The organism is Pimelobacter sp. 30-1, from assembly GCF_018831735.1.
Taxonomy (GTDB): Bacteria; Actinomycetota; Actinomycetes; order Propionibacteriales; family Nocardioidaceae; genus Nocardioides.
Map to the genome: position 1 here is coordinate 320083 of NZ_NHTS01000005.1, position 19116 is coordinate 339198.

Annotated in this window: 19 protein-coding genes; 10 read left to right on the forward strand and 9 right to left on the reverse strand. The window is 73.9% G+C overall.

Annotated elements, in window-relative coordinates; translation table 11 throughout:
- From CCO04_RS12900 to CCO04_RS12920, 5 genes are all read left to right on the forward strand, one after another.
- The gene (locus CCO04_RS12900) at positions 1 to 1245 is read left to right on the forward strand and encodes a transcriptional regulator (protein WP_215814543.1); all 1245 of its coding nucleotides are present in this window, start codon (positions 1 to 3) and stop codon (positions 1243 to 1245) included.
- A gap of 110 nt (positions 1246 to 1355) precedes the next feature.
- On the forward strand, positions 1356 to 2276 hold the full coding sequence (locus CCO04_RS12905; RefSeq protein WP_215814544.1) for an ABC transporter ATP-binding protein: 921 nt from the start codon (positions 1356 to 1358) through the stop codon (positions 2274 to 2276).
- On the forward strand, positions 2276 to 3025 hold the full coding sequence (locus CCO04_RS12910; RefSeq protein ID WP_215814545.1) for an ABC transporter permease: 750 nt from the start codon (positions 2276 to 2278) through the stop codon (positions 3023 to 3025). The genes CCO04_RS12905 and CCO04_RS12910 overlap by 1 nt, the downstream gene beginning before the upstream one ends.
- A 13-nt stretch (positions 3026 to 3038) precedes the next feature.
- On the forward strand, positions 3039 to 4277 hold the full coding sequence (locus CCO04_RS29790) for a sensor histidine kinase (RefSeq protein ID WP_215814546.1): 1239 nt from the start codon (positions 3039 to 3041) through the stop codon (positions 4275 to 4277).
- Complete coding sequence (locus CCO04_RS12920) at positions 4274 to 4909, forward strand: response regulator transcription factor (protein WP_215814547.1); 636 nt, start codon at positions 4274 to 4276, stop codon at positions 4907 to 4909. The genes CCO04_RS29790 and CCO04_RS12920 overlap by 4 nt, the downstream gene beginning before the upstream one ends.
- 73 nt (positions 4910 to 4982) lie before the next feature.
- Here the strand turns inward: CCO04_RS12920 and CCO04_RS12925 are convergent, their stop codons facing one another.
- Positions 4983 to 6014: a hypothetical protein gene (locus CCO04_RS12925; protein ID WP_215814548.1), complete on the reverse strand. Its 1032-nt coding sequence runs from the start codon at positions 6012 to 6014 to the stop codon at positions 4983 to 4985.
- A gap of 105 nt (positions 6015 to 6119) precedes the next feature.
- On the opposite strand from CCO04_RS12925, the gene CCO04_RS12930 reads away from it, so the two are divergent.
- The 4 genes from CCO04_RS12930 to CCO04_RS12945 are packed head-to-tail and all read left to right on the forward strand — an operon-like array spanning position 6120 to position 10563.
- On the forward strand, positions 6120 to 6608 hold the full coding sequence (locus CCO04_RS12930; RefSeq protein ID WP_215814549.1) for a (2Fe-2S)-binding protein: 489 nt from the start codon (positions 6120 to 6122) through the stop codon (positions 6606 to 6608).
- Complete coding sequence (locus tag CCO04_RS12935; protein WP_215814550.1) at positions 6605 to 9004, forward strand: xanthine dehydrogenase family protein molybdopterin-binding subunit; 2400 nt, start codon at positions 6605 to 6607, stop codon at positions 9002 to 9004. The genes CCO04_RS12930 and CCO04_RS12935 overlap by 4 nt, the downstream gene beginning before the upstream one ends.
- Entirely contained in the window at positions 9001 to 9858 is an 858-nt protein-coding gene (locus CCO04_RS12940) for a xanthine dehydrogenase family protein subunit M (RefSeq protein WP_215814551.1), read from the forward strand. Before CCO04_RS12935 ends, CCO04_RS12940 begins: the two co-directional genes overlap by 4 nt.
- Positions 9859 to 9867: 9 nt before the next feature.
- Positions 9868 to 10563 (forward strand): SRPBCC family protein, encoded by a 696-nt coding sequence (locus CCO04_RS12945; protein WP_215814552.1) that lies wholly within the window; start codon positions 9868 to 9870, stop codon positions 10561 to 10563.
- Between the two features lie 34 nt (positions 10564 to 10597).
- On the opposite strand, the gene CCO04_RS12950 is transcribed toward CCO04_RS12945, so the two are convergent.
- Genes CCO04_RS12950 through CCO04_RS12980 form a run of 7 tightly spaced genes read right to left on the reverse strand, consistent with a single transcriptional unit; the run spans position 10598 to position 16625 of the window.
- Entirely contained in the window at positions 10598 to 11308 is a 711-nt protein-coding gene (locus CCO04_RS12950; RefSeq protein ID WP_215814553.1) for a hypothetical protein, read from the reverse strand.
- Positions 11305 to 12249 carry a VWA domain-containing protein gene (locus CCO04_RS12955; RefSeq protein ID WP_215814554.1) on the reverse strand — a complete coding sequence of 315 codons (945 nt, stop codon included), beginning with the start codon at positions 12247 to 12249 and terminating at the stop codon, positions 11305 to 11307. Before CCO04_RS12955 ends, CCO04_RS12950 begins: the two co-directional genes overlap by 4 nt.
- On the reverse strand, positions 12246 to 13295 hold the full coding sequence (locus CCO04_RS12960) for a VWA domain-containing protein (protein WP_215814555.1): 1050 nt from the start codon (positions 13293 to 13295) through the stop codon (positions 12246 to 12248). The genes CCO04_RS12955 and CCO04_RS12960 overlap by 4 nt, the downstream gene beginning before the upstream one ends.
- On the reverse strand, positions 13295 to 13867 hold the full coding sequence (locus CCO04_RS12965) for a hypothetical protein (protein WP_215814556.1): 573 nt from the start codon (positions 13865 to 13867) through the stop codon (positions 13295 to 13297). The genes CCO04_RS12960 and CCO04_RS12965 overlap by 1 nt, the downstream gene beginning before the upstream one ends.
- Positions 13851 to 14741: a DUF58 domain-containing protein gene (locus CCO04_RS12970; protein WP_215814557.1), complete on the reverse strand. Its 891-nt coding sequence runs from the start codon at positions 14739 to 14741 to the stop codon at positions 13851 to 13853. Before CCO04_RS12970 ends, CCO04_RS12965 begins: the two co-directional genes overlap by 17 nt.
- 7 nt (positions 14742 to 14748) lie before the next feature.
- A complete protein-coding gene (locus tag CCO04_RS12975; protein WP_215814558.1) occupies positions 14749 to 15783 on the reverse strand; it encodes a MoxR family ATPase in 1035 nt (344 codons plus the stop codon).
- 29 nt (positions 15784 to 15812) lie between these two features.
- Complete coding sequence (locus CCO04_RS12980) at positions 15813 to 16625, reverse strand: RDD family protein (RefSeq protein ID WP_215814559.1); 813 nt, start codon at positions 16623 to 16625, stop codon at positions 15813 to 15815.
- A 45-nt stretch (positions 16626 to 16670) separates the two neighbouring features.
- Here CCO04_RS12980 and CCO04_RS29795 point away from each other — a divergent pair, with 45 nt between their 5' ends.
- Complete coding sequence (locus tag CCO04_RS29795; protein WP_308281200.1) at positions 16671 to 17675, forward strand: stage II sporulation protein M; 1005 nt, start codon at positions 16671 to 16673, stop codon at positions 17673 to 17675.
- A 97-nt stretch (positions 17676 to 17772) separates the two neighbouring features.
- Here CCO04_RS29795 and CCO04_RS12990 read toward each other — a convergent pair whose 3' ends face one another.
- Entirely contained in the window at positions 17773 to 19110 is a 1338-nt protein-coding gene (locus CCO04_RS12990; RefSeq protein WP_215814560.1) for a DUF58 domain-containing protein, read from the reverse strand.
- Between the last annotated feature and the right edge of the window lie 6 nt (positions 19111 to 19116).

Consider the following 19116-nt stretch of genomic DNA (forward strand, 5'->3'; position numbering starts at 1 on the left):
ATGGGCGACCTCGACCAGCGTCGGCGCGCGGCGCTGCGCGCGTGGACCACCTTCGTCGAGGAGGGTGACCCGGCGACCCCCTTGGTCCGGCCCGAGATCCTCGACAGCTGGAACCGCTCCGGCGCCGCCGTCGCCCGCGACGTGGGCTACGCGCCGCTGGCCGACGAGTCCGAGACCCGCTCCTTCTGGCAGGGCTCGCCGCTCCAGATCGCCGTCGAGCGCGTCGAGGAGGAGCTGCGCCGCACGGCCGAGGACGGCGACCTCGTCGTCGCCGTCACCGATCCCGACACCCGCGTGCTGTGGACCTACGGCGGCCGGGTGATGAGGCGCAAGGCCGAGTCGGTGAACTTCGTGCTCGGCGGGCGCTGGGACGACCGCTCCGTCGGCACCAACGCCCTCGACCTGGCCAACCGCCTCGACCGCCCGTCGATGGTGTTCAGCGCCGAGCACTACGCCCCGATCGTGCACAACTGGGTGTGCTGGGCCGCGCCCGTGCACGACCCGGTGACCGGCGCCCGGCTCGGCGTCCTCGACCTCTCCACCACCTGGGACCGCACCCACCCGATCGGCCTGGCCACCGCCCGCGTCCTGGCCCGGCTCGTCGAGCAGGCGCTCCCGCGCACCCACCAGTACGCCGACGAGGCCGCCCTGCGCGCCGAGGAGGTGGCCGAGCCGGGCCTCGTCCTCAGCCTGCTCGGCAGCGCCGAGGCCCGGGTCGACGGCCAGCGGCTGCTGCTCAACCGCCGCCAGAACGAGATCCTCGCGCTCCTCGCCCTGCACCCCGACGGCCTCTCCCTCGACCAGCTCCACGCCATGCTCTACGGCGACCACGCGGTCACCTTCTCCACCCTCAAGGCCGAGGTCTCCCACCTGCGCCACGCCCTCGCCGGCCAGCTCGCCTCCCGCCCCTACCGCCTGCTCATGCCCATCGCGACCGACGTCGACCACGTGCTCGGCCTGCTGCGCCGCGGCCGGGTCGCCGCCGCCGTCGAGGCCTACGGCGGCGACCTGCTCCCGGGCACCGAGAGCCCGGCCCTGGTCGAGATGGGGGAGTACGTCGCCGTCGCGGTCCGCGAGGCGCTCCTCGCCGACCCCCAGCCCGATGCGGTGCTGCACTACAGCGAGCTGGCGCCGTACGACACGGCGGTGCTGGAGGCCTGTCTCGCCCAGCTCGATCACGACGGGCGGCCCAAGCACCCGGCGATCCCGCTGCTCAAGGCGCGGCTGGCGGTCGCGGACGCCTGAGCCTCGGTCCCGATGACCGGCTGAGCCGTCGTCCGCATCATCCGATCGGATGACCCCCGCGCCGCCCGCTGCCCGATGTGCCCCGGCCCGAGCGCGGCCAGGCTGGACCCATGGCATCAGCAGCGGTGGTGGTCGACGACCTGCACAAGCGGTACGGCGACAAGGTGGCCGTCGACGGGATCAGCCTGAGCGTCGAGGAGGGAGAGATCTTCGGCATCCTCGGCCCCAACGGCGCCGGGAAGACGACGACGGTCGAGTGCGTGGCCGGCCTGCGGACCGGCGACGGTGGCGCGGTCCGGGTGCTCGGCATCGACCCGTGGACCGATCGCGCGGGGCTGACCCGGGTGCTCGGCATCCAGCTCCAGGAGAGCCGGCTGCAGGCCAAGATCACGGTGCGCGAGGCGCTCGAGCTCTGGTCCGCCCTGTACGACGACCCGGTGCCCTGGCGTGACCTGGCCGAGCGGCTGGGACTCACCGACCTGCTCCCGCGCCGCTACGCCAAGCTCAGCGGCGGCCAGCAGCAGCGGCTCTCGATCGCGCTCGCGCTGGTGGGCAGGCCGCGGGTGGTGGTCCTCGACGAGCTGAGCACCGGGCTCGACCCGCGTGCCCGGCGCGACGTGTGGCAGCTCGTGCGCGACGTACGCGCCGAAGGAACCACGGTCCTGCTGGTGACGCACGCGATGGAGGAGGCCCAGGAGCTCTGCGACCGGATCGCGATCGTCGACCGGGGCCGGATCCGGGCGCTCGACACCCCGGCCGGGCTGGTGGGCGCGGCGGGGGCCGCCACGGCGACGTCCTTCCGGCCGTCGGCCCCGACCGACCTGGAGGCCCTGCGCGAGGTGCCGGGGGTCGCCTCGGTGCACGCGGACGACGGCCGGGTGGTCGTCACCGGTGCCGAGGACACGGTGCTCGCGCTGCTGCCCGTGCTGGAGCGCCAGCGCGTCGTCCCCCACGCCCTCCGGGTCGAGGCGGGCTCGCTCGACACCGCCTACCTGGACCTCACCGCCGCCCCGATCGAGGAGACCGTCTGATGGCCACCGCCAATGCCACCGCTGCCGTCGTCAGGACCGAGGCGCGGCTGTTCGGCCGCGAGCTCGGCGCGCTGTTCTGGACGGTGCTCTTCCCGGCCGCGCTCGTGGCCATCCTCGGCTCGGTCCCGAGCTTCAGCGACCCCGTGGCCGGCACCGGCGGGCTGCGCACGATCGACATCTACGTGCCCATCGCGGTGCTCATGTCGATGAGCATGGCGGCGGTGATGGCGATGCCGGCGGCGGTGTTCGCCTACCGCGAGGCCGGCGTCCTGCGACGGTTGCGGACGACGCCCGTCGGCCCGGGCGCCGTCCTGCTCGCCCAGGCGCTGCTGCACGCGGCCGCGGTCGCCCTCGCCTCGATGCTGGTGCTCACGATCGGCCGGGTCGCGTTCGGGACCCCGCTGCCGCAGTCGCCGCTCGGCTACCTGGTGGCCTACGTGCTCGCTCTCGTCGCGGCGTTCTCGGTCGGCGCGGTGATCACCTCGCTGGTGCCCAACAGCCGCATCGGTACGGCGGTCGGCACGGTCGTGTTCTTCCCGATGCTGTTCACCGCCGGGGTGTGGCTGCCCGTGCAGGTGATGCCGGACGTGATGCGCGAGATCGTCGTGCTGACCCCGCTCGGTGCCGCGTCGGAGGCGCTGACCGAGGCGATGGCGGGCGACTTCCCCGACCTGCGGCACCTGCTCGTCGTCGCGGCCTGGGCCGGCGTGCTCTGGCTCGTGTCGGTGCGCACGTTCCGCTGGGAGTGAGAGGGTGGGCGGCGTGAGCGCCGCGCCGGACGAGAGCTGGGAGCGCCGGCTGGCCTTCCTGCCGCTGGGCCTGCTCGCCTTCGGCTCCCTGGTCGCCCTGCTCAGCGGCCCCAGCACCGGCGCCACCGCGCCCATCTCGCGGCTCGTCGCCCAGCTCGTGATGATCGGGCTCACCGCGCTCTGGCTGCTGCGCTGGCTGCACCGCCGCCCGACGCCGCTGTCGTACCTGGTCCGCGGAGCGATGGCCCTCGTGCTGACGCTGCTCAACCCGCTGTTCTGCATCTTCGCCTGGATCGGCTTCGCCGACGCCGTGGACGCCTTCCCCCGGCGCGGGCTCTGGCCGGCGATCGGGCTGACCGCGGTGACGATGGCGGTCGGTCAGTCCGGCGGTGCGCCCTGGCGGTCGTCGGGGCAGGCGGTGTTCTTCTTCCTCATGCTGATGGTCAACTTCGGGTTGGCCTACCTGATGGGGCGCTACTCCGTGCACGTCGAGCGGACCAACCTCGAGCGCAAGGCCGCGATCGTCGAGCTCGAACGGGTCAACGCCAGCCTGGAGCAGGCGCTCGCCGAGAACACCGCGCTCCACGAGACCGTCGTCGCCCAGGCGCGCGCGGCCGGCATCCAGGACGAACGGCAGCGCCTCGCCCGCGAGATCCACGACACGATCGCCCAGGCACTGGCCGGCGTCGTCGCCCAGCTCCAGGCGGCCCACGAGGACGACGACCTCGCCAGCGCGCGTCGTCGTACCGACCGGGCGGCGGCGCTGGCCCGCGACGCGCTCGTCGAGGCCCGTCGCTCGATGCTCGACCTCGTGCCCGCACCCCTCGCCGACGCCTCGCTGCCCGACGCGGTCGCGCGCCTGGTCGAGGGCTGGGCCGCCGACCGCCCGGCCGCACCGCCCGTCGTCGCCGACGCCGTCGTCACCGGCGAGGTACGCCCGCTCCACCCCGAGCTGGAGGCCACCGTGCTCCGCATCGCCCAGGAGGCGCTCTCCAACGTCGCCAAGCACGCGGCCGGCGCCCGCCGCGTCGGCGTCACGCTGAGCTATCTCGACGACGAGGTCGTGCTCGACGTGCGCGACGACGGCGCCGGCTTCGACCTCGCCCGGCCGAGGGGATCCACCTCGTTCGGCCTGCGCGGCATGCGCCAGCGCGCCGAGCGGCTCGCCGGCGTCCTCGACGTCGAGTCCGAGCCCGGCGGCGGCACCGCCGTCTCGGTCCGGCTGCCCGCCCTCGAACGAGGTGCCGCATGAGTTCGCCGCCGATCCGGATCCTCGTCGTCGACGACCACCCCGTCGTGCGCGACGGCATCGCGGCGACCCTTTCCGCCGTACCGGACTTCGAGGTGGTCGGTCAGGCCGGCGACGGTCCGGCGGCCGTCGAGCTCACCGCCTCGCTCGCCCCCGACGTCGTCGTCCTCGACCTGCGGATGCCGGGCGGCGGCGGGGTGGACGCCGTACGGGAGATGCAGCGGCGGCGCCTGCCGGCCGCCGTCCTCGTGCTGACGACGTACGACACCGACTCCGACACCGTGGCCGCCATCGAGGCCGGAGCCACCGGCTACCTGCTCAAGGACGCACCCGTCGAGACCCTCGTCGCCGGTGTCCGCGCGACCGCCTCCGGCGAGACCGTGCTCTCACCCGCCGTCGCCACCCGCCTGGCCTCCCACGTCCGCCGCCCCACCCGGACCGCCGCGCTCAGCGCCCGCGAGCGCGAGGTGCTCGCCCTCGTGGCCCGCGGCACCGCCAACCGCGCCATCGCCCGGGAGCTCTTCGTCAGCGAGGCGACCGTCAAGACCCACCTCGCGCACGTCTACGACAAGCTCGGTGTCACCGACCGGGCGGCGGCTGTCGCGGTGGCGTACGAGCGGGGGATCCTGGGCTAGACCCGGAACCTTTCCGCACTCGGGCGCGTCCGGCGCGTCCGGCCGCCATGACGTCGCGCCGCGCACGCACCGCTCACTCCTGACCCAGCAGGTAGGCAGGGTGCGCGGGATCGAGGAGCCACTCCTCGGTGACGGACATCGAGGTGAGCCGCTCGAGGAGGGTCCACGAGGCGGGGCCGGTGTCCTCCTCGAGGTCGAGGCCCTTCTCCTCGGGCAGCGGCCGGGACCTGTCGTGGGCGTACGCCAGGAACGGGTCGAAGCTGCGCACGACCCTGCCGTCGCGGGCCACCAGCACGTGGTCGTCACCGTTGACCGTGTTCCCGTACGACGCCGCCACGCCGTCGATCCGGCTCAGAGCCGCGATCCGCTCGTCCGAGATGAGCCCCCAGGTGAAGAGCACGACGCCGTCGTCCCGCTCGGCCACGCGGACCGCCCAGAAGCGTTCCTGGCTGACCTTGCGCTTGACGGGCGCGAGGGCGGCGAGCGCCTCGGCGGCGGTGGCGCCGGGAACGAAGGCGACCTGGTAGCCCGACGAGAACCGGTCGTCGATGGCCGTCCAGCGGTACGGGCGCCCCGGGTCGCGCCGCAGCTCGGCGTTGACGTACTCGAGGTCGGCCCGGGTGAGCAGCCATCGGGCGTCGCCGACCTCGACGTACGCCGGTGCCCGGCAGGTCCTGACGGGTGCGCCGTCGGCGCCGGGCGGCAGCAGGAGCTCGAATCCCCGGCCGGCTGACGCGCCGGCCGGAAGGATGTCGTCGTCGGTCGCAGGATCGCGCGGCTCGCCGAGTGCGTCCGACTGTGCGCAGCGCAGGGCCGGCCGGGGGAACGGCAGGTCCCCGGCGGTGCGGTTCTCGACGTTCATCATCACGTTCACCCAGGACCGCCGGTCGTCGCCGCCGGCCGAGTCGGCCGAGACCCGGAGGACCAGGCCGCGGCCGACCTCCTGCTGCTCGCCGATCGCGGCCGGGGTGGCGGGAGTCGACGGCGGGGTCGACGGTGGCGCCCCGGCCGGGACCGGATCGTTCACGGCACCGCAGGCGGCGAGGAGCACCGCCGCGGCGAGCGCCGGTGCCAGGGCGGTCAGCCGGCGACCTCGTCCTTCCATGCGCCGGACACTAGTGGGCAGGCTCCACCCGCCGCCTGCCAACCACCCACCAACCACCCGCTCCTAGCGTGAGCCAGGTCACGCCCCTTGGCCCTTGGGAGAGTCATGACCCGGATCAGCCTCAACGTCGACGGCCAGCAGGTCGCCGACGACGTCGAACCGCGGATGCTGCTCGTGCAGTACCTGCGCGAGAAGCTCGGCAAGACCGGCACCGTCATCGGTTGCGACACCAGCAACTGCGGCGCGTGCACGGTCCACCTCAACGGCAGGAGCGTGAAGTCCTGCAACGTGCTGGCGGTCCAGGCGGACGGCGCGGAGGTCACCACGATCGAGGGGCTGGCCGGCGAGGACGGTCAGCTGCACCGGGTGCAGGAGGCCTTCCGGGAGTGCCACGGCCTGCAGTGCGGGTTCTGCACGCCGGGGATGATCATGCAGACCGTCGACCTCCTCAACGAGAACCCCAGCCCGTCGGAGGAGGCGATCCGGCTCGGGCTCGAGGGCAACCTCTGCCGGTGCACCGGCTACCACAACATCGTGCGGGCCGTGCAGCACGCCGCCGGTACGACGGACGCGACCGAGGGGGCACCGGCATGACCGCGACCCAGGAACCCGCTGCCGGCGCCGAGATCGGACGCGACCGGCGCCGCAAGGAGGACCAGCGCCTCATCACCGGCCGGACGCGGTGGACCGACAACATCACGCTTCCGGGCATGCTGCACCTGGCGATGGTGCGCAGCCCGTTCCCGCACGCACGGATCACCGGGATCAACACGGAGGCCGCCAAGGGCGCGACCAACGTGGTCGCCGTCCTCACCGGTGCCGACCTCGGCGAGGGCCAGGGCGCGTGCATCAACGCGTGGCCGGTCGTCGAGGACCAGGTGACCCCGCCGCACCTGCCGATGCCGACCGACCGGGTCGCGTTCGCGGGCGAGACCGTCGCGGTCGTGGTGGCGCGCAGCGCCGCCGAGGCGCGGGACGCGGCCGAGCTGGTCGAGGTCGACTACGAGGAGCTGCCGGCCGCGCTCGACCTCAAGGAGGCCGCGACGGCGCACGAGACCGGCGGCGCGATCGCGCACCCCGACCTCGGCACCAACGTCAGCGCGGTGTGGCGCTTCGACTCGGGTGAGGCGGGCACCGGCGGTGACGTCGAGCAGGCGATCGCCGAGGCGCGCGCGAACGGCATCGTGATCGAGCGGGAGTACCGCCAGCAGCGGCTGATCCCGGCGTTCATGGAGCCGCGCAGCGTCGTCGTCGACCCGACCGGGGAGCAGATCACGGTGTGGTCGGCGACCCAGGTGCCCCACATCCTGCGGTTCGCGATGGCGGCCACGACCGGCGTACCGGAGTCCAAGATCCGGGTGATCGCGCCGGACGTCGGCGGCGGCTTCGGCGGCAAGCTGCAGCAGACGCCGGAGGAGATGATCGCGTTCGCCGTGGCGCGCAGGCTCGGCAAGCCGGTGAAGTTCACCGAGACCCGCAGCGAGTCGCTCCTCACCGCCCACCACGGGCGCGACCAGTGGCAGCGGCTCACGCTCGCCGCGACCAAGGACGGTCATGTCACCGGCCTCAAGGTCGACCTGCTCGCCGACCTCGGCGCGTACGTCGCCATCGTCGGCGGCGGTGTCCCGGTGCTGGGCGCGTTCATGTTCAACGCGATCTACAAGTTCCCCGCCTACCAGTTCCAGACCACCAACATCCTGACCAACAAGACCTGGACCGACGCCTACCGCGGCGCCGGCCGGCCCGAGGCGACGTTCGCGATCGAGCGGCTCATGGACGAGCTCGCCACCGAGCTCGGCAAGGACCCGCTCGAGGTCCGCGAGATGAACTGGATCAAGCACGAGGAGTTCCCGTTCACCACGGTGGCCGGCCTCGAGTACGACTCCGGCAACTACGAGGCCGCCACCGCGCGCGCCAAGGAGATGTTCGGGTACGACGCCCTCCGCGCCGAGCAGGCCGAGCGCCGGGCCCGCGGCGACAAGGTCCAGCTCGGGCTCGGCGTCTCGACGTTCACCGAGATGTGCGGCCTCGCGCCCTCGCGGGTGCTCGGCAGCCTCAACTACGGCGCGGGCGGCTGGGAGCACGCCGAGGTGCGGATGCTCGCGACCGGCAAGGTCGAGGTCGTCACCGGGGCGTCGGCGCACGGGCAGGGCCACGAGACGGCGTTCAGCCAGATCGCGGCCGACCGGCTCGGCGTACCGTTCGAGGACATCGAGGTGCTCCACGGCGACACCCAGATCTCCCACAAGGGCCTGGACACCTACGGGTCCCGCAGTCTGGTCGTCGGCGGAGAGGCCCTGGTGCGGGCCCTCGACAAGGTCATCGAGAAGGCGAAGCCCGTCGCGGCCCACCTGCTCGAGGCATCCGCCGACGACCTCGAGTTCAGCGGCGGCCGGTTCACCGTCAAGGGGACCGACCAGGGGATGGCGATCACCGAGATCGCGACCGCCGTCTTCGCCGCGCACAACCTGCCCGACGGCATGGAGCCCTCGCTCGACTCCGAGGCGACGTACGACCCCGTCAACTTCAACTACCCCCACGGCACGCACCTGTGCGCCGTCGAGGTGGACACCGAGACGGGCCAGGTCCGGCTCCGAAAGTACGTCTGCTGCGACGACATCGGGGTCGTCATCAACCCGCTGATCGTGTCCGGCCAGGTGCACGGCGGACTCGTCCAGGGCATCGCGCAGGCGCTCTGGGAGGAGGCCGTGTACGACGACAACGGCACCCTCGTGACGGGCTCGTTCGTCGACTACCTGCTGCCCACGGCGGCCGACACGATCACCTTCGAGATCGACCACACCACCTCGCCGGCGACCACCAACTCGCTCGGCACCAAGGGCGTCGGCGAGGCCGGCACCATCGCCTCGACGCCGGCCGTGGTCAACGCGGTCGTCGACGCGGTCCGCCACCTCGGGGTCTCCGACATCACGATGCCGTGCACGCCACAACGCGTGTGGAACGCGATCCAGAAGGGAGCGCAGGCATGATCCCCGCAGCGTTCGAGTACGTCGCCCCGACCTCGGTCGAGGAGGCGCTGGCGGCGCTCGCCGAGCACGGCGACGACGCCAAGGTCATCGCCGGCGGCCAGAGCCTGCTGCCGGTGCTCCGGATGCGGCTCAACGCCCCCGAGTGGGTGATCGACCTGGGCCGGATCGAGAGCCTGCGCGGCGTCCGCGACGGCGGCGACCACCTCGCCATCGGCGCGATGACCACCCACCACGACGTCGGCCACAGCCCGCTCGTGCACGAGCACGCCCTGCTCATCAGCAAGGCGATCACGCACCTCGCCGACGCCCAGGTCCGCCACCGGGGGACGTTCGGCGGCGCGCTCGCCCACGCCGACCCGGCCGGTGACCTCGGTGCGCCGGCGCTGGCGCTGGGCTCGACGTTCGTCGTCCAGGGGCCTGGTGGCACGCGGGAGATCCCCGGCTCGGAGTTCTTCGTCGACCTCTTCGAGACCGCGATCTCCGACGACGAGCTGCTGGTCGAGGTGCGCGTGCCGAAGCACGACGGCTGGGGTGCGTCGTACGAGAAGTTCGTGCGGATCGCCCACCAGTGGCCGATCGTGGCGGTCGCCGCGACGGTCCGGATGGACGGCGACACCATCGCCGAGGCGCGGATCGGGCTGACCAACATGGGCTCGACGCCGGTCCGTGCGAGCGCCGCCGAGCAGGTCCTCGCCGGGCAGCCGGCCACCGAGGAGGGCGTCGCGGCCGCCGCCGCACTCGCCGCCGACGGGACCAACCCGCCCAGCGATCTCAACGGCGACGCCGACTACCGCCGCCACCTCGCCACCGTCCTGACCCGGCGAGCCGTGCTCGCCGCCGCCGGAAGGAGCTGACGGCCACCGATGGACCTCTCCCACTCCTTCACGGTCCCGACCTCGGTCGCCGCCACCTGGGAGCACTTCCAGGACATCGGCGCCCTCGCCGAGTGCTTCCCGGGAGCCCAGGTCACCGCGGTCGGCACGGACGACGACGGCGCACCGACCTTCGAGGGGACCTGCAAGGTCAAGCTCGGCCCGATCGCCCTCGTGTACGCCGGCTCGGGCAAGTTCGTCGAGCGCGACGAGGCCGGACGCCGCTTCGTCGTCGACGCCAAGGGCCGCGACAAGCGCGGCAACGGGACCGCGGGGGCCAAGGTCACCGTGACCATGGCCGAGGCCGGCGACGGCGCCACCCAGGTCGACGTCGTCACCGACCTGGCCATCACCGGCAAGCCGGCGCAGTTCGGCCGGGGCGTCATGCAGGACGTCTCGGACAAGCTGCTCGGGCAGTTCGTCTCGTGCCTGGAGCAGCGGCTCGCGGCCGAGGCGGCACCCGCCGCTGCGGCGGCCCCGGAGCCGGCCGCAGCGCCGCCACCGCGCCCGGCACCCGCGCCGGCGCCCGCACCCGCGGCCGCGGCCGGGGACGACGCCCTCGACCTCGGGTCGGCGGTGCTGCCGGTGCTGCTCAAGAGCTACGGCAAGCAGATCGCGGCGGCGCTCGCCGTCGTGCTCGGCCTGGCCGCGCTACGCCGGCGCCGACGCCGCCGGCGCGCGCGGTAGACGGGAACCTGCTCGGCGGACCCGGACCGGGACCTCACCACGTGTCGGGCTTGGTGGCGTCCTCGTCCTGGTAGAGGTCCTGGTCCTCGTGGCGCTGGCCGAGCCCGCGCTGGTTGTTGTCCTCGAGCCGGTCCCGCTTGGGGTCGGGCTGGTCCTTGGGCTTGTCGTCGGGCTGCTGGGGCTGCTGCTCGGGCTGGGGCTGCTGCTGGCTCTGCTTCAGCTTGCCCCGCAGCCGCTCGTCGACGGCACCGGCGTCGGACTGCTGCTCCTCGCCGCCGCCCGCGTCGGTGGGGCACTTGCCCTCGGCCAGGGTGTCGATCCCGGCCTGCCAGGCCTCGGCCGCGCGCGAGGTCGCGCCTGCCTGCTGGGCCTCGTCGCCGATCGCCTCGTAGGCCAGGGCCAGGTTGATCCGGACGGTGCACTCCTCGCGTTGCGGCACGTGCTCCAGCGCCGCCAGGTACGCCGCCACGGCCGAGGGGTAGTTGCCCTCGGCGTGCCACGAGGCGCCCTCGTCGAAGGGCGCGATCCAGGGCTCGAACAGGTTGAGCGAGCGGGTCCCCGCGAACTCCGCGGCCGCGCCGTCGGTGTCGCCGCGCACGAAGGCGTCGCGACCGGCGGCGTTGTCGTGGAGCATCAGGCCCACCTTGACGGCGTACGCCGCGACGAGGAGGGCGGGCAGCAGACCGGCGAGCAGCAGCACCCGGCGCAGCCGGGCCCGGGGGTACGGCGGGCGTCCGGCGCTCATCGTCGGCCTCCTTCGCGCGGGGCACGGGCCGGGCGCAGCGCGTGGCGCGAGGTCCACACGGCGTGCCACCCGGCGCGGAGCTCGAGGAGGACCAGGCCGAGCAGCACCAGCGCGGCGAGCCAGGTCAGGTCGTGCTTCGCGGGGCGGTCGTGGCCGCCCTGCCCGTCGGAGTACGACGCCGCGAACGACTTCACGAGCGGCGCCAGGTCACCGGGCCCGGTGCGGTGCTGGAACCGGACGCCGAGCTGGTCGGCGATCTCCTTGAGGTTGCCGAGGTCGGCATGGGAGATCGCGGTCTCGGCGGTCTCGGGATCGCGCACGTAGCCCGCCGCGCCGTCGAGGTCGTCGGACTCGGGCATCGGGCCGCCGTCGGAGGTGCCGTAGCCGAGCACCGCGCCGCCGGCGACGAGGTCGCGCACGTCCTCGAACGACTGCCGCTCGCTGTCGTCGGCGCCGGTGGTGTTCTCGCCGTCGCCGGCGTAGACGACGATCCGGCGGCGCTCGGGGCGCTGCTCCTGGGCGCGCTCGAGGACGGCGGTCAGCTCGGGCACGGGGCGGTCGGCGGCCGAGCCCGCGCCGTCCTTGGGGCCCTCGAGGTAGATGGTCTCGACGGCGGCGTCGAAGGCGGTCGTGTCGGAGCTGAACGGCATCACCAGCCGGGTCTCGGCGCCGAAGGTGAGCAGCCCGAACCGGGCGCCGGGCAGCGCCTCGGCGAGCGCGGTGAGGTCGGCCTGGACGCCCCTGATCCGCGGGTTGCGGCCATCGTGGTCGAGGGCCGCCATCGACCGGGTGCGGTCGACGACGACGAGCACGTCGAGGTCGGAGAGCTGCTCGCTCACCGAGGTCTGGCCGACGCCGGGCCGCAGCAGCACGGCGACGAAGGCGAGCACGATCGCGACCCGGCGCAGCACGACGAGGGCGGTGGCGGTGGTCGGGTTCACCGGGCACCTCCGCGTCGGTCGCGCAGGGCGAGCGCGCCCTGGGCCGCCCAGACGAGCGCCAGGCCGAGCAGGCCGATCCCGGCGAGCGCCGTACCGAGGCGCGGCCGGTCGAAGATCTGGACGATCGGCGGACGCTCGATCGGCGTCGCCTCCAGGCTGTCGATGGCGCGCACCACCGAGCCCGCGCTGTTGTCGTCGCCGAGCAGCGAGAACGTCCCGCCGGTGCTGGTCATCGCGGTGCGGAACTCCCGCACGGCGGCGGGCCGGTCGGCGGTGCGCGGCGCGGCGATGCCGTGCACGACGACCTTCTCGTCGGCGGCGTACTGCGCGGCCTCGGTGACGTTGTAGATGCCGGTCCCGACCGGCTCGTTGTCGGAGGCGAGCACGATCGCGCGGGTGCGGTCCTCGTCGCGGCGGTCGAAGCGCTGCACGCACGAGGCGAGGCCGTCGCCGAGCTGGGACTGGACGTCCCAGTCGACGACCGTGCCGGCGGTGAAGACGGCGTAGTCGTCGCTGATCACGGTGCCGTCGCGGAACGCCTTCTCGGCCTCGTAGAGCTGGTCGACGACATATTGGTAGTCGTCGGTGAGCGGGAAGATCGTGATGGCCGCACCGCTCCAGATGGTCAGCCCGACCCGTTCGCCGCGCAGGCCGTCGACGATCGTGCGGAACTCGCGCAGCACCTGGCGGTCGACCTCGGCCATCGATCCCGACGCGTCGAGGCACAGGACGATGTCACGGGTCCGGTCGGACTGCGCGAGGGTCTGGCGCTCCTGGACCCGGCCGGCCACGACGATCGCGCCGGTGCACGCCACCAGCGCGGCCAGCGTGAGGCAGGTGCCGAGCACCACCTGGCGCCGGACCAGCGCGCGGTAGCGGGGGAGGGCGCGCAACCGCCCCGCGTGCGCGACGTACGACGCGCTGCCGGACGCGGGCCGGTGGGCCCGCCAGCGCAGCAGCCACCCGACGAGCAGCGCCAGCACGAGCACGCCGAGCACCGCCACCAGCCAGGGCCAGTGGAAGCCGGTGTCCTCGCGGGTCCACATCAGGCCGCGCTCCAGTCGGCGACGAGCCCCCGGGCCTGGTCCACGGCGGTGTCGAACAGGTCGCGCGCGAGGGCGTCGTCGGGCGCGAACTCGGGCGGGTAGACGAGCTCGATGACCGCGACCAGCTCGCGCGGGGCACGGGCCCGGAAGTCGGCCAGCGCCATGGTCCGCGCCGGCAGCACGGTCACCGCGGCGACGTAGGAGCGGACCACCTCGCTGAGCTGCTGGTGGCCGGCCCGCGGCGCCAGGTCGCCGGCGCGCACCTGGGCGTCGATCCGGTCGATCAGGTCGAGGTGGGCCCGGCGTACGTCGACCACGTCGACGTCGACGCGCTCCAGGCGCGGCACCCGCGGCCGCCGGGTGAACCACCAGGCGAGCAGGTAGTAGAGGACGACGGCCGCAGCGAGCGCGACCGCGATCCAGAGCCAGCGGTCGTCGTAGGCGACCGGGCCGGTGAACTCGTCGGGGAGATCAGCCGGCAGCGCGGCGGGAGACGCGCCCTGGCAGCTTGCTGCCCCCACCACGGCGTCGAAGACGCGCTCGGCTCCGGCGAGGCTAGCGTCTCCGGGCATGACGGTGCCTCTCCAGCAGCCGGAACACGGCGGTGATCGCGTCGTCGTGGTCGCGGACGAGCTCCTGGGCGATGCCGAGCTGGTCGAGCCGGCGGCGCAGCCGCTGGGCCTCGTCGTCGACCAGGGCGGCGTACTCGCGGCGCAGGCGCTCGTCGCGGCGCAGCCAGCCGGGCACCTCGGCGCCGGCGTCGATGTCGACCAGGCGCCGGTCGGCGACGGCGGGCAGCGTCGGGTCGAGGTCGCCCAGGGTCACGAAGAGCACCTCGTGCTGGACGCTCAGCCGCCGCAGCAGGGCGATGGCGTCCTCGGCGAGCGCGGTCTCGTCGGTGACGACCACGAGGATGGTGCGCCGGCGCACGGTCCGCACGACGTGGCGCAGCAGCGTGGCCAGGTCACCGGGCGGGCCGTCGGGCCGGATCGCGTCGTACGCCGCGCCGAGCAGCCGCTCCAGGTGCAGGTCGCCGCCGCCGGGCCGCTCCGCACGGCACGACGCGGCGTTGCCGTGCACGAGGCCGACCAGGTCGCCGTGCTGAACGGCGAGGTGACCCATCACGCCGGCGACGAGGACGGCGAGCTCGCGCTTGGCGACGGCGGCGTCGTTGAGCGCGGCCATGCTGCGCCCGGTCGAGACGCACAGCAGCACCGTGTGCTTGCGCTCGGCGACGTAGCGCTTGACCAGGAGCTGGCGGCTTCGGGCCGACGCCTTCCAGTCGATGTCCTTGACGTCGTCGCCGCGGACGTACTCGCGCAGGTCGTTGAAGTCGATGCCGCGCCCGGCGTGGATCGCGGCGTACTCGCCCTCGAGCAGGCCGCGGACCTTGCGGTGCGCGTGGATCGCGAGCCGGCTGCGGATGCGGGTGAGGTGGGCCGTCATGCGGGACTCACGGGGTGGGGACCGCCCGGAACACCGCGTCGATGACGGTCTCCGGCTGGACCCGGTCGGCGAGCGCCTCGAAGCTGAGGTGGATCCGGTGGCGCAGGACGCTGTGGCGCAGCTCGCGGATGTCCTCGGGGATGACGTAGTGCCGTCCCTGGACGACGGCCATCGCGCGCGCGGCCTGGAAGAAGGCGATCGAGCCGCGGGGGCTGGAGCCGATCTCGACGTACTCGCCGAGCTCGGCGCCCAGGACGCCGGTGACGTCGCGGGTCGCGCGGACGAGGGAGACGACGTAGCGGCGGATCGCCGGGTCGACGTACACGCGGCGGACGAGCTCTTGGAGCTCGGCCACCTCGGTGGTGGTGATGACGGGCTCGACCTCGGTCATGTGCTGGCCGAGCGTGCCGTCGTCGATGCGCTCGAGGACCATCAGCTCGTCGTCCTCGGTGGGGTAGTCGACGACCTCCTTGAGCAGGAAGCGGTCCATCTGGGCCCGGGGGAGGACGTAGGTGCCCTCTTCCTCGATGGGGTTCTGGGTGGCCAGCACCATGAACGGGTCGGGCAGGCGGTGCACCGTGCCGGCGATCGACGTCTGCCGCTCCTGCATCGCCTCGAGCAGCGCCGACTGGGTCTTGGCGCTGGCCCGGTTGATCTCGTCGAGCAGGACGACGTTGGCGTGCACCGGGCCGAGCTGGGTCTCGAACTCGTGGCTGCGCGGGTCGTAGACCTGGGTGCCGATGATGTCGGCGGGCAGCAGGTCCGGCGTGCACTGGATCCGGGTGAACCGTGCGCTGACCGCGTGGGCCAGCGTCGACGCGGCGAGCGTCTTGGCCAGGCCGGGGACGCTCTCGAGCAGGATGTGGCCCTCGGAGAGCAGCGTGACCAGCAGCGCCGTACGGACCCGGCGCTGGCCCACGACCCGGCTGGAGAACGTCTCGGAGACCCTCTCGATCGCCTCGGAGGCCCGGCTCAGCTCGGCGGCCGTGAGGGGCGTGCTCGGGTCCTCGGGCGTACGCCGGGTGGCGGTGGCGTGGGTCATGCCGCCGAATCTACCCAGCCGCTCCGCGTTCACCCCTCGGTGAGCAGCCGGGCCCGCAGCTCGTCGTCGCGGCGCAGCCGGGCCAGATCCCGCTCGCGGCGCTCGGCGATGATCGCCCCCAGCACCATCTCGGGCGGTACGCCGGGCGGCGGGGCGGGCGCGACGTGGGGGAGCACGTCGGTCAGCAGCAGCCGGCCGATCCGGTCCCGCGAGGCCGGGTCGAGCGTGCCCAGCCGGCCGAGGTACTGCCGGACCGCCAGGGCGGTGCCGGTCGGCAGCGTCCCGAGGTCGGTACGACGGGCCCACGCGGCGAGCTGGGGCGGCATCGGCGGCGGCGGGGGCAGCCGCAGCGGTACCCGCTCCCGCACGACGTAGGTGCCGGCGGCGTAGTCGCCCAGCCGCTTGCCGCGCGTGCTCAGCATGATCGAGAAGAAGGCGGGCACGCCCGAGAACGCGTAGATCTCGACGAACCCGATGAGCGAGCGCACCAGCGCGTGCTGGAAGCTGATCGGCCCGCCGTCGTCGCGCACCGTGCGGAGGCCCAGGGCGAGCTTGCCGATCGTGCGGCCCCGGGTGAACGTCTCGAGCGCCGTCGGCAGCGCCAGGAACACCAGCACCGACGTCAGCACCACCGCGAAGCCGATAGCCGCCTCGTCCCGGGTCAGCGCCGCGGCGATCACCAGCAGCAGGTACGCCGCCACGAACGCCACGAGCGTGACCACCACGTCGATCAGCCCGCTCGCCATCCGCAGGCCCAGCGACGCCGCCGGGAGGTCGAGCGCGACCCCCTCGCCGGTGACGAGGTCGTCGGCGGTGACGGTGGCGAAGTCGGCGGCGGGCATCGGTGGCAGCCTGCCACACCGCCGGGCGCCCCGTACGCTGTGCGCGTGCCGCGGATCGATCTCGACGCCTACGTCGCTGCCCATGCGCGCTCGTGGGTGCGGCTCGAGGAGCTCGTGCGGCTCCGGCGCCGGACGGGGGCCGAGGCGGACGAGCTGGTCGATCGCTACCAGCAGGTCGCGACGCACCTGTCCGTCGTACGGACCTCGGCGCCGGACGGCGAGCTCGTCGCCCACCTCTCCTCGCTCCTGGGCCGGGCCCGCATCGCGATGCTCGCCGCCCGCGTCCCGAGCTGGCGCGGCGTCGGCCGGTTCTTCACCGAGCAGTTCCCCGCCGCGCTCTACCGCCTGCGCTGGTGGTGGCTCGGCTGCCTGGCGGGCAACGTCCTCGTCACCGGGATCATGATGATCTGGCTCGCCCAGCACCCCGCGGTCGAGCAGAACCTGCTCTCGCCCGAGCAGGTCGACCAGCTCGTCAACAACGACTTCGAGAGCTACTACAGCGAGAACGCCGCCGGCGCCTTCGCCGCCCACGTCTGGCTCAACAACGCCTGGGTGAGTGCGCTGTGCATCGCCCTGGGCATCCTCGGCCTCCCGGTCCTGTGGCTGCTCTTCCAGAACGTCGCCAACCTCGCGATCGTCGGCTCGATCATGGTCCGCCACGACCGCGGCGACCTGTTCTGGGGCCTGATCCTCCCGCACGGCCTGCTCGAGCTCACCTGCGTCTTCGTCGCCGGCGGGGTCGGCCTGCGCCTGTTCTGGTCGTGGATCGAGCCCGGCTCGCTCTCCCGGGCCGGATCGCTCGCGCGCGCCGGCCGGACCGCCGTCACCGTGGCGCTCGGCCTGGCCGTCGTGCTCGCGATCAGCGGCGTGATCGAGGCCTTCGTGACGCCCTCGCCGCTGCCGACGTGGGCGCGGATCGCGATCGGCGTGCTGGCCGAGGTGGTCTTCCTGGCCTACGTGTTCGTGGTCGGGCGGGCGGCGGCCTCGCGCGGCGAGACCGGAGACGTCTCGGCGGCGCTGCTCGAGGACCGGGTCGCCGCCCAGGCCTGACCCCTCCGCGAAGTGCGAGGGTTGCTGGTCCGAAGTGCGCCGGTTGCTGGTGAAACATCCGCACCTCGGACCAGCAACCGGCGCACTTCGCGCCGGCTCAGAGCAGGCCCTGGGCCTTGAGCGCGAGGTAGTGGTCGGCCAGGGCCGGCGGCAGGCTCTCCGCGTCGGCGTCCACGACGTCGACGCCGAGGCGCTGGAGCACCGCGCGCATCCGGTCGCGGCGGTGCAGCTCCTGGGCGGCCGCGGCGGCGTCGTAGACGGTGTCGGCGGTGGGGGCGAGCGCGGGGTCGTCGGCGGCCTCGGCGAGGCGGGTGAGCTCGGGGTCGCGGACCGAGGCGACGACGACGCGGTGGTGCCGGGTCAGGGCCGGGAGGACGGGGAGCAGGCCGTCGGCGATGGCCGAGGGCTCGAGCGCCGTCAGCAGGACGACGAGCGCGCGCTGGCGCCCGAAGCCCTGGACCGCGCCGGCGAGCAGGTCCCAGTCGGCCTCGACGAGGGTGGGGTCGAGGTCGGCCATCTGCTCCTGGAGGCGGGCGGCGACGTCGCGGACGCCGTGGAGGCGCTGGCGGGCGCGGACCCGGCGGTCGCCGGCGGCGAAGTCGATGCGGTCCCCGGCCCGCGAGGCGAGGGCGCCGAGGAGGAGGGCGGCATCCATGGCGGCGTCGAGGCGGGGCATGCCGTCGGTCTCGGCCTCGCCGACGACCCGGGCGACCCGGCCGGCGGAGGTGCGCGAGGTGTCGAGGACGAGGACGACGCGGCGGTCGCGCTCGGGCTGCCACGTGCGGACGACGACGTGGGGGCTGCGGGCTGAGGCGCGCCAGTCGATGGAGCGGACGTCGTCGCCGCGGACGTACTCGCGCAGCGAGTCGAACTCGGTGCCCTGTCCCCGCACCCGTACGGCGGCGCGCCCGTCGAGCTCGCGCAGCCGGGCGAGCCGCGAGGGCAGGTGCTTGCGGGAGTCGAAGGGAGGCAGCGCCCGCACCGCCCCCGGTACGTCGAACGTGCGCTGGCGGGCGGTGAGCCCGAGCGGTCCCCAGGAGCGGACGGTGACCCCGGCGGCGCGCAGGTCGCCGCGGCGGCGGGGGAGCAGGGGCGTGGTCAGCCGGCGCTGGTCGCCGGCCGGGAGGTGCAGCCGGAAGCGGTTGGTGCCGGCGCCGGCCGAGGGCTGCCAGGCGTCGCGGACCTGGAGGTGCACGCGGCGCGCGCCGGTGTTGGCCACGACGAGGACCGACGTGGCCGGGTCGCCGAGGCGGACCGTGCCCGGCGGGCGCCGGGTCAGCCCGATCGACGTGGGGCCCGGGGTGAGCAGCAGGTCGAGCCCGGCCAGGAGCAGCACGCCGAGCAGCCAGAGCAGCACCGTGCCACCCGAGGGGCGCAGCACGACCGCCGCCACCCCGAGCAGGAGCAGCAGCGGTACCCGGCCGGAGATCGTCATGGGTCG

What these genes read in the sequence shown, in the direction of transcription:
- CCO04_RS12910 (WP_215814545.1), top strand. Translation starts at nt 2,276, where the DNA reads ATGGCCACCGCCAATGCCACCGCTGCCGTCGTCAGGACCGAGGCGCGG.
- CCO04_RS12960 (WP_215814555.1), bottom strand. Translation starts at nt 13,295, where the DNA reads ATGTGGACCCGCGAGGACACCGGCTTCCACTGGCCCTGGCTGGTGGCG.
- CCO04_RS12925 (WP_215814548.1), bottom strand. Translation starts at nt 6,014, where the DNA reads ATGGAAGGACGAGGTCGCCGGCTGACCGCCCTGGCACCGGCGCTCGCC.
- CCO04_RS12950 (WP_215814553.1), bottom strand. Translation starts at nt 11,308, where the DNA reads ATGAGCGCCGGACGCCCGCCGTACCCCCGGGCCCGGCTGCGCCGGGTG.
- CCO04_RS12940 (WP_215814551.1), top strand. Translation starts at nt 9,001, where the DNA reads ATGATCCCCGCAGCGTTCGAGTACGTCGCCCCGACCTCGGTCGAGGAG.
- CCO04_RS12900 (WP_215814543.1), top strand. Translation starts at nt 1, where the DNA reads ATGGGCGACCTCGACCAGCGTCGGCGCGCGGCGCTGCGCGCGTGGACC.
- CCO04_RS12935 (WP_215814550.1), top strand. Translation starts at nt 6,605, where the DNA reads ATGACCGCGACCCAGGAACCCGCTGCCGGCGCCGAGATCGGACGCGAC.
- CCO04_RS12980 (WP_215814559.1), bottom strand. Translation starts at nt 16,625, where the DNA reads ATGCCCGCCGCCGACTTCGCCACCGTCACCGCCGACGACCTCGTCACC.
- CCO04_RS12905 (WP_215814544.1), top strand. Translation starts at nt 1,356, where the DNA reads ATGGCATCAGCAGCGGTGGTGGTCGACGACCTGCACAAGCGGTACGGC.
- CCO04_RS12920 (WP_215814547.1), top strand. Translation starts at nt 4,274, where the DNA reads ATGAGTTCGCCGCCGATCCGGATCCTCGTCGTCGACGACCACCCCGTC.
- CCO04_RS12970 (WP_215814557.1), bottom strand. Translation starts at nt 14,741, where the DNA reads ATGACGGCCCACCTCACCCGCATCCGCAGCCGGCTCGCGATCCACGCG.
- CCO04_RS12930 (WP_215814549.1), top strand. Translation starts at nt 6,120, where the DNA reads ATGACCCGGATCAGCCTCAACGTCGACGGCCAGCAGGTCGCCGACGAC.
- CCO04_RS12945 (WP_215814552.1), top strand. Translation starts at nt 9,868, where the DNA reads ATGGACCTCTCCCACTCCTTCACGGTCCCGACCTCGGTCGCCGCCACC.
- CCO04_RS12975 (WP_215814558.1), bottom strand. Translation starts at nt 15,783, where the DNA reads ATGACCCACGCCACCGCCACCCGGCGTACGCCCGAGGACCCGAGCACG.
- CCO04_RS12990 (WP_215814560.1), bottom strand. Translation starts at nt 19,110, where the DNA reads ATGACGATCTCCGGCCGGGTACCGCTGCTGCTCCTGCTCGGGGTGGCG.
- CCO04_RS12965 (WP_215814556.1), bottom strand. Translation starts at nt 13,867, where the DNA reads ATGCCCGGAGACGCTAGCCTCGCCGGAGCCGAGCGCGTCTTCGACGCC.